Here is a 15,038-nt window from a genome sequence, read left to right on the forward strand (position 1 = left end):
GCCCCTCATGGTGAGGAGCGCCGCAGGCGCGTCTCCGGACGATGCTCCGCATCGCCGGAAGAACCATGAGGTCCCGCCGCTGGCCTCATCCTTCGAGACGCGCGTTTCGCGCTCCTCAGGATGAGGGGAGACAGTTTCCTTGAGGGGACGAGTCTCGCCTTGTTGCGTCACCGCGTCGCTGCGCACTGTCATATGTCATTATGATGATGTCACACGCCGTACATCGAATCTCTGTAAGCACGTCCCGAAATCCTCGTGGGGGAAAGAATGATCAGCAATTTTCTGCAGGAACTGCGTACCCAGCGCTGGGACGACCACCGCTACTATCATCACAGCCGGATCAATCAGAGCCTGCACTTCGTCAGCGCCCTGAGCTTCCTGTTCGCCTATGTGATGCTGTTCTTCGATCCGGCGATCTCGGCGCTGGTCGGCTGGCTGGTCTCGATGACCTCGCGCCAGGCCGGTCACTTCTTCTTCGAGCCGAGGGGTTACGACCACGTCAACCAGGCCACCCACGAGCACAAGGAAGACATCAAGGTCGGCTACAACCTGCAGCGCAAGATCGTGCTGATGGCGATCTGGGCGCTGTCGCCGCTGGTGCTCTTTGCCGATCCGACCCTGTTCGGCCTGTTCACGCCATGGGAGACGGTGTTCGACTTCACCCGTCAGGTCGCCAAGATCTGGCTCGCGGTCGGCATCGGCGGGCTCCTGTTCCGCACCGTGCACCTGTTCTTCATCCGCGATGTCGAGACTGGCCTCGTCTGGATGACCAAGATCATCACCGATCCCTTCCACGACCTGAAGCTCTATCATAAGGCGCCGCTCGCACTCCTGAAGGGTGAGCTGATCGATCCCGGCCTGCATCTCGCCGGCGAGCTGGAAGAGAAGCACGCCTGAGCGCCTGCGGCCGTCAGCAAAACGACTTCGCTGTGTTCACTTGCGTCATGCCCGGGCTCGTCCCGGGCATCCTTGTCTCAGGCACCGTCATTCCGGGGCGATGCGACAGCATCGAGCCCGGAATCCATCGGGCGCCAGCCGCTGGCGGCGCAATGAATTCCGGGCTCGCGCGGAGCCTGTCATCGGGCCGCGCTTTGCGCGGACCCGGTGGCGCGCCCCGGAATGACAGTATGAGGTGGAGGGAAGGGCGCCTAGCGCCCGAACTTCCCGGCCAGCATTTCCTTCAGGATCTGCCGCTTGATGTCCTTGTTGGTGACACCGGGCTTGTGCCACCACCAGCCGTCGCGCTTCATCTTCTCGCCGGCGGCGACGAAGCGGTCGGCGACCTCCGTGAAATCGGCGTCGCTGGTGTTCAGGCCAAAGATCAGGCGCCCGGTGCCGACCCAGCTCAGCGCCAGCCCTTCGGCCCGCAAATAGTATTGCAGCATCCAGTTGTAGCGGGACGGCTCGGTATAATGGACCGTCCAGATCGACGAGAGATTGGCGACGCGGACCGGGAGCCCTGCCGCGGTCAGCCGGTCGTTGAGCAGCTTGGCGCGGCCGTTCCAGGTCTCGTCCAGCCCGTTATAGACCGAACGGAAATTCGGGCTGGCGAGCCGGCTCAGGAACTCGTCCATCGCAGTCATGACATAGGGATGCGAATTGAAGGTACCGCGGGCGAAGCAGACGTCCGCGGGTTTGTCGTCGCGGAAGCGCCGCATCAGATCCTTGCGGCCGCAGACCACGCCGACCGGCAGGCCGCCGGCGAGGCTCTTGCCGTAGGTCACCATGTCGGCGCGCACGCCGAAATATTCCTGGGCGCCGCCGGCGGCGATGCGGAAGCCGACGAACACCTCGTCGAAGATCAAGACGATCACGCAGGCGATGTCGCGCCGCGTCTTCAACACATGCAGCGTCTTTTCCGACATGTCGGCGAGCGTATAAGTCTCGTGCGGCGACACCGGATTGCCGACGCCGGGCTGCACGTCGCCCCACCAGCCGTGATAGGCGCCGGCGAAGCGGACGAGATGCGTGCGGCGGGTGTGATAGCGCGCCAGCCGCACCGCCTGCATCACCGCTTCGGTACCGGACATGTGGAACGAGACCTCGTCGAGGCCCGCGATTTCGCAGAGCCGTTTGACGTTGTCGATGATGACAGGGTGGTAGGGGCCGAGCACCGGGCCGAGCGCGTGCGCGCGCTTCTCGCCCTCGGCGATGCACTCCTTGTAGAAATCGTTGCCGAAGATGTTCACGCCGTAGGAGCCGGTGAGATCGTAGAACACATTGCCGTCGACATCGGTGACGGTGACGCCCGAGGACGACTGCATGAACGCGCTGGTGCTCAGATGCTCGCGCACCAGCCGGCTGAACTGGAACGGCACGCGGTAGCTCTCGGTAAACTGCAGGTCGGAGATGTGCTGTGCGGCCTCGGCCGTCATCTGCCGGCCCTTGGCATAGTGCTGGGCATAGAAGCCGGCGAGGCGGAAGAAGCCGTCCTGCCGCTGCATCGCGATCTCGCGCGGCGCGCCGTCGACGGCGAAGAACTTGTCAATATCGAATTCGTAGTGCGGCACCATCCGCGCGACCATCTTGGACATCTTGGAATGTCCGGTCAGCGAGCGATGCTTGGCGCGCGACAGCGCCAGGCGGGCCTGAATCTTGGGGAAAGCTGCGGCGGCGCCGGCGACGGCGGCGGCGGACAGCGAGAGAATCGGAAGGGACGTATCCATGCCAGAAGCGCTAACGTCGGCAGCTAACAGATTCATGACAGTCCGAGGCCTGATTTCGTCGATAAGCCAGCAGGAGGACCTCAATTTCCTGCTGACCAACCGCATCCCGCGGGCGGCCGTGACCCGCTTCATGGGCTGGTTCTCCAAGATCGAGAACCCCGTGGTGCGCGACCTCTCGATCGCCTGCTGGCGGCTGTTCTCCGACCTCGACCTGTCCGAGGCCAAGAAGACCGAATTCAAGAGCCTGCACGACTGTTTCACGCGCGAGCTCCGCCCCGGACTGCGCCCGTTCGATCCGGACCCCGCCGTCATCACGAGCCCGTCGGACGCGATCATCGGCGCGCATGGGCGGATCGAGGACACCAAGTTGTTCCAGATCAAGGGCGCGCCCTATGCGCTTCTCGACCTGCTTGGCGATCCCGCCCTGGTCGAGCAGCACCGCAACGGCCGCTTCGTCACGCTGCGGCTGACCTCGAGCATGTATCACCGGTTCCATGCGCCTGCGGACTGCCGTATCGAGAAGGTCACCTTTATTCATGGCGACGTCTGGAACGTCAATCCGATCGCGCTGAAACGGGTCGAGGGCCTGTTCTGCAAGAACGAGCGCGCGGTGCTTGAGGCGCGCCTTTCCACCGGCGAGCCGCTGACGCTGGTGCCGGTCGCCGCGATCCTTGTCGCGAGCATCCGCCTGCATTTCCTCGATCGCACGCTGAACGCGCAGACCAGCGGCCCGGTCACGTTCCCCTGCGATGCCGGCGCGACGAAGGGCGACGAGCTCGGCTGGTTCGAGCACGGCTCCACCATCATTGTGCTCGCCCCCGATCATTTCGAATTTTGTGAAAATCTCGCCGACGGCACCCGCATCCGCGCCGGCGAACCGCTGCTGCGAAAGCCACCGGCGTAGAGCCGCGTGATTTCTTGTCGGAGCGAACCGCGCTCTTCACCTCTCCCCAGCGGGGAGAGGTCGAATTGCGCAGCAATTCGGGTGAGGGGGCTCAGGTCTCACGAGAGAGCGAAACCCCTCACCCGGCGCTTCGCGCCGACCTCTCCCTATGGGAGAGGTGAAGGAACGCGCGGATGGATCTCCCCGCGCTCCAATCTCGATTTTGCCGCTGGAAGCCCCTATATCGTCCCGACACGATTCGACATTCGAGCAATTCAGGAAGGCAGATGGCGCGGACGCCTGTTCTGGCGGCGGGAGGCATTGTGCTGCGGCGGCAAGCGACGCCGCTGATCGCGGTCGTGCGGCTGCGCAAGCGGAACGAATGGGTGCTGCCCAAAGGCAAGCTCGACGACGGCGAAACGCCGCGTGCGGCCGCCGAGCGCGAGGTGCTGGAAGAGACCGGGCACGAGGTGTCCGTGCACGAATTCCTGGGTACGCTGGTCTATGATTCCGGCGGCCGCTACAAGGTCGTGCACTACTGGCGCATGGAAGCGGGCGACGAACCGGCCTACGAATTGATGTACGACATCAAGGCCGTCGACTGGCTGCCGCTCGAAGACGCGCTCGAACGGCTGTCGCGCGATCATGAGCGTGCGTTCCTCGAGAACGTCGGCCCGATCGCGCTGAACGCCGCAGTCCTCGGTGGAGCCACGCGGCGGAAAGCGGCCAAGCCGGCAATGCGGCGGCCCCGTCGTGCGGTCACGCCGCCGCCTTCTGTCAACGAACCAACGACCGTGCCCTCCGAGCCCGCGCAACTCGATGCGCCGATAGCGCAGGAGGAGCCGCTCACAACAGGCAACGAGGCTGTGGAGGCTCCGGTCTCCGCGTCCGTGACGGAGAGCGAGATCCCGCCGCCATTTGCGCCGGAGATCGAGCCAGTTGTCATTGATGCTGTGCCGATGCAGCCGCCGCATGCGCCGCGCAGAAACCTGATCCAGCGCGTCAGGGACTGGCTCCGCCGCGCGGCCTGAGCGCGCGCGAACCGCTCAATCGCCGCGCCGCTCTCTCCTGCCGTCCCTCAATGGAAATTGCCGTCGCGGCTGCATTGTCGGGCGGTTCAGGAGTCCCGGCCGTTGCACGCCGGGGGCACGCTGCATGAATCCACCTTGCCGCGGTTGTCCCTCGTGGATCGACGGCGGTTGCCCAGCTCGCTGCGGCACGCGCGATGGCGCTGCGCCTTGCCGCGGAGCGCCTTGCTGTCCGCTACGCGGGAGCGGTGTGCCGCCGGGTTGTCCGGGCAGCGTGCGCTGATCGGGGCGCGACGGACCCGCCTGCTGCGATCCTCCAGGTCGCTGCTGCAAGCCTTGCCGCTCAGGCATGCCCGGTTGTCGCTGGCCCGGACGGTTCTGCTGGCCCGGCAACATGTTCTGCCGCTGCGGACCTGGCCGGAACGGCTGGCCGCGGTTCGGATAGGGCACGCCGGGATTGGCGCGGCGGAACGCGCGCTGCTCGCTGACGAGTTGCCGGCCGAAATTCTGCGTGGTGTGCAGCTGGCGGACAAAGCCGCGGTCGCGCTGGACCTGCAGCGCCGACATCGTCAGCGGCACTGCGGCGAAGCGCGCTCCGCCGAGCCCGCCGGGCCGGATCGTGAAGCCGCTGGCGCCGCGCGTCAGTGTACCCAGTTGCGCGCCACCTCGGTCGTTGATCTCGATCCGGCCGACGCGACCGTCGGCGTCGGGATAAAGCTTGATGGCGACGTTGTTGGATGTTGCGGTCGCGCCTTCGGGTACTTCGACCAGGCCCGTGGTGCCGCGAATGCCGAGCGTCGCGGTTGGCGTTGTGATCCGCATGTCACCGGTCTTGGCGACACCGGCGGCGACGAAGGCGAGCGTGCCCTTGACAACGTCGAACAGCGCGCCGTTGCTTTTGCCGCCTTCGTCATAGACATATTTGTCGATCGTGATTCTGGCGCTCGCCGAAAGTTTGAACGTGGTGGCATCGTTGAAGGTGATGCCGAGCGCCGACTTGGCCTGAGTCTCCACGACGTCGCCGGAAAAGATGTCGTCCCTGATCTGCAGCGCCGTCGTGGCGTTGTTGCGCGTGACGCTGGCGCTGCCGGTGAGATCCGCGACATTGCCGATCGGCTCGGCCGCGGGCTGCTGCGCATCCGCCGCCGGCGCGCTCGGTGTGGTTGTTGCCGGCGCCTGTGCAGGGGCGGGTGCGGGCTGCGCCTGCGCGAGTTGCATCGGCTCAGCCGCGGCAACCGGCGAGTCCATGGAGCCGCTCAACAACAAGCCGATAGCAAACAGGAGCGCGAAAGAAAAGCGGCGCCGCGTCACAAGAGATTCCTGGAGAGACCAAGACAGGCGAGGCGGCGATATCAGCCGTGCCGGGCTGAACGCCGGATGAATGGGAGCGCCATCTCTCAGCCGTCATTTCGGGGCGTGCGAAGCGTGAACCCGGAAAATCCAGTGAGCGGCGGGTCGTCATTGCGAGGTGCGTCAGCGACGAAGCAATCCGTGCCCTTGAAACCTGGGGCCGTGATCTTGATGCAGGACAGCGAGTCGCAATTGTGCAGCGCTTCGATGTGGATGCGCTCGCCGTTGATCTCGAGGGTGACGCCATTGCCGGCATGGGCGGCGGCCCATTCGCAGCCACCCTGCGTTACCTCTCTTGGACCCTCGCACTCAGCCAAGCGCTGTTGCCACGGATTTCATCACCGACAATTCATGTTCGGCGTGTCCGGCGCATGGCAGGCCCCACTTCTCGCCATCTTCCGTTCGGTCGTAGCTGTGGCAGGATGTCGCAGATATGTGAACCTGGTCCACGTACCTAGCGACAGCGCACATAACGATTACCCAAAAAGTGCTCGATCCCGATCTCTCCCAGACATTAACCTTCCGCTGCCCCGCGGAACTCGATGGTGTGCTGCCGCCGCCGATCCGAGCCAGCCTTGGGCTGCCGGACTGGCTCAAGACAATGCCGGCCCAGGCGTTCAACGCGATCAACCTGCGCGAGGAAAACACCGTCAAGCGCTGCCCGCCCTTTGTCGACGCTATGACCTCAGGCTTCCTGATCCCACTGATGTGCGATCTCAAATTCGAGAACGGCGAGATCACCTGGGACAACGAACTGCCGCCGGGCGGCGCGGTCAGCTTCGTACGGTCGCCGATCGGATTTCACGATCCGAGCCAGGTGACCGGCACGCCCTTATTCGAAGCCGATCGCTTCCTGATCAAATTCCACAACCTTTGGACCATCGAAGCGCCGGAGGGCTATGCGGTGCTGTTCACGCATCCGTTCAACCGCTTCGACCTGCCGTTCACCACGCTGACGGGCATCGTCGATTGCGATCGCTATCACGACAACTGGATTCACTTTCCAGCCTGTTGGCACGACGTGAATTTCTGCGGCGTGCTGCCGAAGGGCACGCCGATCGCGCAATGCATTCCGGTGAAGCGCGAGAACTGGACGGCGCGCACCGCGCCCTTCACCGAAGAGGAGACGCAGCGGGCGCACGACCTCACCAACCGCATGCAACGCGAACCCGGCTTCTACCGCCGTCAGTTTCGCGTGTGAGCTCACGAGCTGGAGCATGAATCGGAAAAGCGGAAGCCGGTCCTTCCGATAGATCGTGCTCGACCATCGCAGGCAGCATCGATGTGCTGACGGCCTACTCGCAGTCGCAAGTTTGTAGCGCGTGATTGAAGCTCCTGGCTCGGAGGCTTCAATCACAGGACTATGAGATGTGACGAGAAAGCTCCAGGTAGCAAGCCGGACTGAAATTGCGTTCAGCTCGGCTGCGCGAGTATCCACGTCGACTCTCTGACAACGCGGGTAACGGGTTGCTGTCTCTTGCGAGCCATTCTGCCGCGGTACCAGAATCTGCCCGGCGTTGGACTTGTCAACGCAGGATCAATCTGCTCAGTATGGCCGCAATTGTGCTGCGCAACACGCGCCAGCGCTAGAGTCGACACGCAAGCGAGGAAACAGAAAATGCTCAAAATGACGAGGGTCATCGCCGTGGCCCTGCCGATGCTCAGTGGTGCTGCCTACGCGCAGGATACCGTCAAGATCGGCTATATTGATCCTCTATCCGGAGGCGGCGCCAGTGTCGGCGAAGGCGGGCTGAAGACATTCCAGTATCTGGCCGATGAGCTGAATGCCAAGGGTGGTATTCTCGGCCATAAGGTCGAGATCATCCCGCTCGACAACAAGACCAATCCGCAGGAAAGCCTCATCCAGGCCCAGAAGGCGATCGATGCAGGCGCCCATTACATCACCCAGGGCAACGGCTCCTCGGTCGGCGCGGCGCTGGAGGATTTTGTTACCAAGCACAACACGCGCAACCCCGGCAAGGAAGTGCTCTACTTCAATTATGCCGCGGTCGATCCGAGCATGACCAACGAGAAGTGCAGCTTCTGGCACTTCCGCTGGGATGCCAACTCCGACATCAAGATGGAAGCGCTGACCAGCTACATGAAGGGCAATGCGGCCATCAAGAAGGTCTACCTGATCAACCAGGACTATTCGTTCGGCCAGTCGGTCCGGACCCAGGCGCGCAAGATGCTGGGAGAGAAGCGGCCCGATGTCCAGATTGTCGGCGACGAGCTGCACCCGCTGCTCAAGATCACCGACTTCTCGCCCTATATCGCCAAGATCAAGGCGTCAGGCGCCGATAGCGTGGTGACCGGCAATTGGGGACAGGATTTCGCGCTGCTGCTCAAGGCGGCTGCCGATGCCGGGCTCAAGGTCAACTGGTACACCTATTATGCCGGTGGCGCCGGCGGCCCGACCGCGGTCAAGCAGACCAATCTCGATCATCAGGTGTTTCAGATCAGCGAAGGCATCCCGAACTCGGGCAACGAGGCGGCGATGGAATTCGAGAAGGCGTTCCGGGCCAAGGTCGGCCTGTCGCTCTGGTATCCGCGCGCGGTGAACGAGATGCGCATGTTCAAGGCCGCCGCCGAAAAAGCCAACTCGATTGATCCGGTGAAGGTCGCCGCCGCGCTCGAGGACCTGAAGTTTGACGTTCTCGATGGCGGCAGCGGCGTCATGCGCAAGGACGATCATCAGTTCTTCCAGCCGATCTATATCTCTTCATTCGGCAGCCGCAGCGAGAAGGAGCCGTTCGACGAGGAGAACACCGGCTGGGGCTGGCGCCTGGTGGCAAAGATCGACACACCACAGACCATGCTGCCGACCACCTGCAAGATGAAGCGGCCATGATGCGCACGGCGTCCGTCCCGTTCCGGACATCCGGAACGGGACGGACGTTTGCGTCGGCGGCTGTCATGCCGGAATCGATGGGGACTTTTCGAGTCTCTGCTCCGCGATCGTACGGGGCAGACACTAATGGATGAACCGTGCTTGAGCTGATCGTGATTTCTACGCTCAATGGCGTCCTGTTCGGGATGCTGTTGTTCCTCTTGTCCAGCGGTCTGACCGTGATCTTCAGCATGATGGGCGTGCTTAATTTCGCCCACGCCAGTTTTTACATGCTGGGCGCGTTCTTCGGCTATCAGCTCACGAAGTGGATCGGGTTCTGGCCCGCGCTGGTGCTGGCGCCTTTGCTTGTGGCGGCGGTCGGCATGGCTGTCGAGCGTTACGGACTGCGCAACACCCACAAGCATGGACACGTCGCCGAATTGCTGCTGACGTTCGGGCTCGCTTTCGCCATCGAGGAAATCGTCTCGATGATCTGGGGCAAGAGCCCGGTGGATTATCGGGTGCCGGCAGCGCTCGACTTTCCAGCCCTCACGGTTTTTTCCACCAACTATCCTGCCTACAAGATTTTCATGCTGGCGATCTCGGCGCTGATCTTCGTTGCGCTCTTGATTGCGCTCAAGCGCACCCGGGTCGGACTCATCGTGCAGGCGGCGCTTACTCACCCACACATGGTCGGGCATCTCGGCCATAATGTCGGGCAGGTGTTCATGCTGGTGTTCGGCGTTGGCAGCGCGCTCGCCGGTCTCGCCGGCGTCATCGCCGGTCCGGCGCTGGTGACCCAATCCGACATGGCCGCCTTGCTCGGCCCCATCCTGTTCGTCGTCATCGTGTTCGGCGGCCTCGGCTCGTTGCCCGGCGCGTTCATCGCCTCGCTCTTCATCGGGCTCGTGCAGACCTTTGCGGTGGCGCTGAACGGCTCGCTTGCCAGCGCGTTCGGGCCGCTGGATCCTAGCATCGGCCCATCGGTCCTCACCGATATCTGGAATGTCACGATCGCCCAGATCGCCCCGGTTCTGCCTTATGTGCTGCTGGTGTTCATCCTGATCGTCCGTCCCATGGGCCTTCTCGGGACGCGCGAAACATGACCAGCACCGTCACCTCCGCGTCTGACATCGCTGCGAAGTCATCCGGCCAAAACCTGCGCTTCTACGGCGTGTGGGTGGTCGCGGCGATTGCACTCGTCGCCTTGCCCTTGATCTTCTCCTCGGGCGGCTCGCTCACCTCCTTCAGCCTGATCGGCATCGCGATCATCTTCGCGCTGTCCTACAACATTCTCCTTGGCGAGACCGGGCTGTTGTCGTTCGGCCACGCGGTTCATTACGGCCTCGGCGGCTTTGCCGCCGTCCACCTCATGAATGCCGTGACGGCACACGGATGGCCGATTCCGCTGCCCCTGATTCCGCTGGTCGGCGGCATCGGCGGCCTCGGCCTCGCGCTCCTGATCGGCTGGGTGATGACCCGGCGCGCCGGCACGGTATTCGCGATGATCTCGCTCGGCATCGGCGAACTGGTCGCGTCCTCATCGCTGATCCTGCGCAGCGTATTCGGCGGCGAATCCGGGATCAGCACCGATCGCACGGCGCTGCCGCATATCTTCGGCTGGACCTTCGGGCCGCAAATTCAGGTCTATTATCTGATCGCTTTCTGGGTGCTGGTTTCGGCGATCGCGATGTGCGCGCTTACCCGTACGCCGCTGGGGCGCATCTGCAACGCCGTTCGCGATAATCCCGGACGGGTCGAGTTCATCGGTTACGATCCTCACGTCGTCCGCTATCTCGCCTACTGTTTCGCCGGCTTCTTTGCCGGCATCGCGGGCGGTTTGGCCGCCATCAATTTCGAGATCGCGAACTCCGCCTATCTCGGCGCGGTGCAGTCCGGCATGGTGCTGTTCGCGACCTTCATCGGCGGTGCTTCCTACTTCTTCGGTCCGATCCTGGGCGCCATCCTCGTGACCTATCTGCAACTCGGGCTGACAAGCGTGACCAGCGTGTGGCAGCTCTATTTCGGCATCATCTTCATCGGCATCGTGATGTTCGCACCGGGCGGCATCGCCGGCCTTCTGATGATGCACCGGCCGCTGATCCGCGCCAGGACGCTTGGCATGGTGATCCCATCCTATCTGGTCGCGGCGCTCCCGACGCTGGCGCTGGCCTGCGGCGTCATCCTTGTCATCGAGACGGTGGCACGCTACGCCACGGGCGGAGGCGAGGGCAGCATCGTCAGACTGTTCGGCATTCCCTTCAACACGACCGCGCCTGCAACCTGGGGCACCGCGGCCGTCCTGGTGGTCGGCGGCTTCATTGTCGCCCGCATCACCTGGCGGCGCATCACTGAGGCCTGGGACCGCGCCGCCAGCATCGCCCGCGACCGGGGGTATCTCGCGTGACGCCAGCCATCGAAGTTCGTGCCGTCGAAAAGCACTTCGGCAACGTCAGCATCATCAAGGACCTCAATCTGAGCGTCGCGCAGGGTGAGCGCCACGCCATCATTGGTCCCAACGGGGCTGGCAAGTCCACGACATTCAACCTGATCAGCGGCTATCTCAGCCCGAGTTCGGGTGAGATCCGGCTCAACGGCGATGTGATCTCGGGATTGCGGCCGTTCGAGATCAATCGCCGCGGTCTGTCGCGTTCGTTCCAAGTGACCAACGTGTTCGCCCGCATGACGGTGTGGGAGAATGTCCGCTGCGCCGTGCTTTGGGCCACCGGCCACCGTTACGCGTTCTGGAAGAACGTGGACGACCTGCCGGAGGTGCGACGACGCACCGCCGAGATTCTGGATGACATCCACTTAAGCCATCGCCGCGACGTGCCGGCAGGACTTCTCACCTATGCCGAGCAGCGCGAACTGGAGATCGGCATTACCATCGCAGGCGGCGCCAACGTTATCATGCTGGACGAACCGACCGCGGGCATGAGCCATGCGGAAACCGAACGCGCCGTCGCCCTGATCCGCCGCCTCACCGAAGGGCGCACGCTCGTGATCGTCGAGCACGACATGAGCGTGGTGTTCGGCCTTGCCGACCGCATCTCGGTCCTGGTCTACGGCAACATCATCGCCTCCGGCACGCCCGAGGAGATCCGGGCAAACCCGAAGGTCAAGGAAGCCTATCTCGGCGAAGAGGCGCACTGATGCTCGAGGTCAGGGATCTGCATGCCTATTACGGCAAGAGCCACATCCTCCAGGGTGTCGACCTTTCCATCGCGGCCGGGGAGGTGGTGAGCCTGCTTGGCCGCAACGGCGTCGGCCGCTCCACCACGGTGAAGGCGATCATGGGCGAGGTGCCACCCCAGGGCACCATCCGCTTCAAGGGACAGGAGATCGCCGGGCTGCCGAGCTACAAGATCGCGCGCCTGGGGCTCGGCTATGTGCCGGAGCATCGCGACATCTTCCCCGGGCTGACAGTCCGGCAGAATCTCCTGCTCGGCATCAAGAACACGCGTCGGCCCGGCAAATGGCGGTTGCAGGACATGCTTGACATGTTCCCCAATCTCGCGGCACGCGCCGATACGCCCGCCGGCGTGCTGTCCGGCGGCGAAAAGCAGATGCTGACCACCTGCCGGACGCTGATGGGAGACCCCGAGCTCATCATGATCGATGAGCCCACGGAAGGGCTGGCGCCGCTGATCGTGCAGCAGGTAGGAGACCTGATCGCGCATATCGCCAAGGCGGGCGTTGCGATCCTGCTGGTCGAGCAGAAGCTGTCCATCGCGCTCAGGATTTCGCATCGGGTCTACATCATGGGCCACGGCGGCATCGTGTTCGAAGGCACGCCGGACGAACTCCGAGCCAACGACGCCATCCGCAAGGAATGGCTGGAAGTGTAGACGCTGCACTTGCAGCTGATCAGTGGACCGATGTCTTGGACAGAAGGTTTAGCACCAGGACGCCCGCCACGATCAGGCCCATCCCGACGAAGCCCGCAAAGTCGGGGCGCTGTCCATAGATCGCCCACGCAATGAGCGCGACCAATACAATACCGCCGCCTGCCCAGACCGCGTAGGCGATGCCGAGCGGTATGCGATCAAGCGTCTTGGCGAGTAACAGGAAGGCGATACCGTAACCAACCAGAACCAATACGGAAGGGCCCAGCCTGGTAAATCCCTCGGAGGCCTTCATCGCGCTCGTGGCGACAACCTCGACAACAATGGCGAGGGCGAGGACCGCGTAGGGTGGCATTCAAAACCTCCATGCATCTGGAGGCATCGGATGATCAGAAATTCCTCCAATCGTCACGTTCACCTTTATGTGAGCTCGCAACCGCGCCTTGCCCGCGTGAGACTGGCATCAGGGGTGTGTCATATGTGCCGCACTGTGGACCTATTCCTCGAACGAGTTCAATCTGCCGCACTGTGGTCGCATTCCGACGTTCATGGTCGGGAGGAGCGCAGGTTATCGCCTTGTTCCTTCTACGTTGGAGAGAAAATACCGTGAAGAAAATCGTGATTGCAGTCGGCGCAACGCTTGCCATGGTGACCGTCGCCAGCGCGGCCGACCTCCCGCGCCGAGAGCCCGTGCCCGCCTATCCGCAGGCTCCCATCGGCAAGATGCCGATTGGCAAGACCCCGGTCGGGAAGACTCCCGTCGGCAAGACGCCTGTCATTCCGCCGCGCTACTGACGCGATACTCGGCTCTCGTTGAATCCCGGGCTTTATCGTCGACGGTTAAGGGAGCAAAGCGTGGCAAACAGCCTGACGAGATCAGGACGATGCTTGCTTGCGGGATTCACACTCGCAGTTTTGCTCCCGGCCATAGTCCAATCGGCTGCTGCTCAAGAGGCTGACGCTCGCGTCAGCTCGGAACGCGTCATTTCCCAGAAGCGGGAGGTCTACAAGCGCACCGCCAACGCGAATGCGCTTGTTTCCAGTGATGCGGTCACTGATTCGCAACCAGCGCCACCGTCGCCTCGAAAGTTGACGTCGAGATCCGCGAAGGGTCCGTACTACGTTGATTTCAGGGCCCGAACAGCGGCGAGCTGGGGCCATGCTTTCGTCTGGTATGGGAAGACGAGCGAGCGAGCGGTTGATGTCGCGGGTCTTACCCCTGCGGGAGACACCTTGGCCTATGTAGTTGGTCATCTGACGGTGGTGCCGTCGGAGACCGGCGCAAGCTATGGCGATCTTGATCCGGACTACCTGACCGCGAGTTACCGGGTTTACTTGAATGAGGCGGACGCAAAACGGGTTTTCGCCTACATCAAGAAACTGCAGGCGAATTCACCGGTCTGGAACGCTGAAACATTCAATTGCACCGGGTTTATCGGTGACATCGCGACTTTCATGGGATTGAAAGTTCCTCACCGCTGGCAGCGTCCAGAGGAGTACGTCAACAATCTCAAAGCGATGAATGGCGGACGCCAGATCGTGCGTCTGCAGCCAGAACAATAGCGCGCCTTCGTTTTTGGCCTGAGCTTTCAGGCAGCGGATCGGTTTTTGATCGCGCCGACGATGGCCGTCAGGATCGCGCCACCTGCGCCGCCACCGATCACCTGGGTAATGATTGACCCAATGTCGAAATTGCCGCCCTCGATCGATGAGGCGACCGCCGGCCACACCAGCGTGATGATCTGACCGAGAACGCCTCCGCCGACAAGGCCGGCAATCGTGTTGCCCAGCATGCCCAAATCAAAGGTCTGGGACGACTTTCCCACCGCGTTTCCGCCGAGGGCACCCGCTACCACGTTGATGAGAATCTGCTCCATAAGAAGCCTCCCCTTGGGTGCAGAAAGAGATTCTTGGCCTTTCAAATGCGCTAAGCAGTCCGGCCCCTGATCGCCCGCCACAGGAAGATAATGATGCAGGCGCCGATGAATCCGGCGACCAGGTAGCCGATCCATCCGCCGAGCACGATGCCAAACAGGCCGAGCAGCCAATTTGCCAACGCAGCGCCAACGATACCAAGGATGATGTTCATCAGAATGCCGGTGCCGGACTTCATGAACATCTCGGCGAACCAGCCGGCCAAACCGCCAACTATGATTGCAGCAATCCAGCCAATCTCCGCTTCCTGCATCTGGATACTCCCCGTGATTGTGTCCCGATACTACCACAACGCGTAGCCGATTCGCTGGTACAAACGTGTGTGCGTTGCACAGCAGCCGTGCACGCTTGCGCCAGCAGCCACGCTCCCGGCCCGGTTGTGGTTCTTCCGGAGCAGCCCAATCGGGGGTCGCGCCCGACTTGCCGCAAGCCGACTTGGTCTAGAGCATGATCCGGAAAAGTGGATATCGGTTTTCCCTCGCGACAAACGCGAAGCGTTTG

General features: G+C 62.8%; 17 protein-coding genes. 11 read left to right on the forward strand and 6 right to left on the reverse strand.

Translation table 11 applies throughout. From position 1 onward, the window contains the following. The first annotated feature begins 267 nt into the window (after positions 1-267). Positions 268-897, forward strand: a complete 630-nt coding sequence (locus J6497_RS04950) for a hypothetical protein (RefSeq protein WP_225703101.1) — start codon at positions 268-270, stop codon at positions 895-897. Positions 898-1,148: 251 nt separating this feature from the next. On the opposite strand, the gene J6497_RS04955 is transcribed toward J6497_RS04950, so the two are convergent. Further along, positions 1,149-2,666 (reverse strand): aminotransferase class III-fold pyridoxal phosphate-dependent enzyme, encoded by a 1,518-nt coding sequence (locus tag J6497_RS04955; RefSeq protein WP_225703102.1) that lies wholly within the window; start codon positions 2,664-2,666, stop codon positions 1,149-1,151. 34 nt (positions 2,667-2,700) lie between these two features. Between J6497_RS04955 and asd the strand changes: the two genes are divergently transcribed. Together asd and J6497_RS04965 are read left to right on the forward strand one after the other, a co-directional pair. Next, positions 2,701-3,570: an archaetidylserine decarboxylase gene (asd, locus tag J6497_RS04960; protein WP_225703103.1), complete on the forward strand. Its 870-nt coding sequence runs from the start codon at positions 2,701-2,703 to the stop codon at positions 3,568-3,570. A 266-nt stretch (positions 3,571-3,836) separates the two neighbouring features. Continuing rightward, a complete protein-coding gene (locus J6497_RS04965) occupies positions 3,837-4,580 on the forward strand; it encodes an NUDIX hydrolase (protein ID WP_225703104.1) in 744 nt (247 codons plus the stop codon). A 15-nt stretch (positions 4,581-4,595) separates the two neighbouring features. Here the strand turns inward: J6497_RS04965 and J6497_RS04970 are convergent, their stop codons facing one another. Both J6497_RS04970 and J6497_RS04975 read right to left on the reverse strand, forming a co-directional pair. Then, a complete protein-coding gene (locus J6497_RS04970; RefSeq protein ID WP_225703105.1) occupies positions 4,596-5,825 on the reverse strand; it encodes a FecR domain-containing protein in 1,230 nt (409 codons plus the stop codon). Between the two features lie 149 nt (positions 5,826-5,974). Beyond that, positions 5,975-6,244: a hypothetical protein gene (locus tag J6497_RS04975; RefSeq protein WP_225703106.1), complete on the reverse strand. Its 270-nt coding sequence runs from the start codon at positions 6,242-6,244 to the stop codon at positions 5,975-5,977. Between the two features lie 170 nt (positions 6,245-6,414). Between J6497_RS04975 and J6497_RS04980 the strand changes: the two genes are divergently transcribed. The 6 genes from J6497_RS04980 to J6497_RS05005 all read left to right on the forward strand — a co-directional run bounded on the left by J6497_RS04980 (position 6,415) and on the right by J6497_RS05005 (position 12,605). Further along, entirely contained in the window at positions 6,415-7,128 is a 714-nt protein-coding gene (locus tag J6497_RS04980; protein WP_225703107.1) for a hypothetical protein, read from the forward strand. A gap of 417 nt (positions 7,129-7,545) precedes the next feature. Next, complete coding sequence (locus J6497_RS04985) at positions 7,546-8,778, forward strand: branched-chain amino acid ABC transporter substrate-binding protein (protein WP_225703108.1); 1,233 nt, start codon at positions 7,546-7,548, stop codon at positions 8,776-8,778. A 137-nt stretch (positions 8,779-8,915) separates the two neighbouring features. Next, positions 8,916-9,863, forward strand: a complete 948-nt coding sequence (locus J6497_RS04990) for a branched-chain amino acid ABC transporter permease (RefSeq protein WP_225703109.1) — start codon at positions 8,916-8,918, stop codon at positions 9,861-9,863. After that, positions 9,860-11,164, forward strand: a complete 1,305-nt coding sequence (locus J6497_RS04995) for a branched-chain amino acid ABC transporter permease (protein WP_225703110.1) — start codon at positions 9,860-9,862, stop codon at positions 11,162-11,164. The genes J6497_RS04990 and J6497_RS04995 overlap by 4 nt, the downstream gene beginning before the upstream one ends. After that, positions 11,161-11,910, forward strand: coding sequence for an ABC transporter ATP-binding protein (locus J6497_RS05000; RefSeq protein ID WP_225703111.1), 750 nt, complete (start codon positions 11,161-11,163; stop codon positions 11,908-11,910). The genes J6497_RS04995 and J6497_RS05000 overlap by 4 nt, the downstream gene beginning before the upstream one ends. Further along, the gene (locus J6497_RS05005) at positions 11,910-12,605 is read left to right on the forward strand and encodes an ABC transporter ATP-binding protein (protein ID WP_225703112.1); all 696 of its coding nucleotides are present in this window, start codon (positions 11,910-11,912) and stop codon (positions 12,603-12,605) included. Before J6497_RS05000 ends, J6497_RS05005 begins: the two co-directional genes overlap by 1 nt. Before the next feature lie 19 nt (positions 12,606-12,624). Here J6497_RS05005 and J6497_RS05010 read toward each other — a convergent pair whose 3' ends face one another. Further along, the gene (locus tag J6497_RS05010; protein WP_225703113.1) at positions 12,625-12,957 is read right to left on the reverse strand and encodes an SMR family transporter; all 333 of its coding nucleotides are present in this window, start codon (positions 12,955-12,957) and stop codon (positions 12,625-12,627) included. Positions 12,958-13,208: 251 nt separating this feature from the next. On the opposite strand from J6497_RS05010, the gene J6497_RS05015 reads away from it, so the two are divergent. Then, the gene (locus J6497_RS05015; RefSeq protein ID WP_225703114.1) at positions 13,209-13,397 is read left to right on the forward strand and encodes a hypothetical protein; all 189 of its coding nucleotides are present in this window, start codon (positions 13,209-13,211) and stop codon (positions 13,395-13,397) included. Positions 13,398-13,457: 60 nt separating this feature from the next. Continuing rightward, a complete protein-coding gene (locus tag J6497_RS05020; RefSeq protein ID WP_225703115.1) occupies positions 13,458-14,165 on the forward strand; it encodes a hypothetical protein in 708 nt (235 codons plus the stop codon). A 26-nt stretch (positions 14,166-14,191) separates the two neighbouring features. Here J6497_RS05020 and J6497_RS05025 read toward each other — a convergent pair whose 3' ends face one another. Both J6497_RS05025 and J6497_RS05030 read right to left on the reverse strand, forming a co-directional pair. Further along, positions 14,192-14,479, reverse strand: a complete 288-nt coding sequence (locus J6497_RS05025; protein WP_225703116.1) for a hypothetical protein — start codon at positions 14,477-14,479, stop codon at positions 14,192-14,194. Positions 14,480-14,529: 50 nt separating this feature from the next. Next, positions 14,530-14,790: a GlsB/YeaQ/YmgE family stress response membrane protein gene (locus J6497_RS05030; protein ID WP_225703117.1), complete on the reverse strand. Its 261-nt coding sequence runs from the start codon at positions 14,788-14,790 to the stop codon at positions 14,530-14,532. Positions 14,791-15,038 lie beyond the last annotated feature (248 nt).

It is taken from the genome of Bradyrhizobium cenepequi (assembly GCF_020329485.1).
GTDB classification, from domain to species: domain Bacteria; phylum Pseudomonadota; class Alphaproteobacteria; order Rhizobiales; family Xanthobacteraceae; genus Bradyrhizobium; species Bradyrhizobium cenepequi.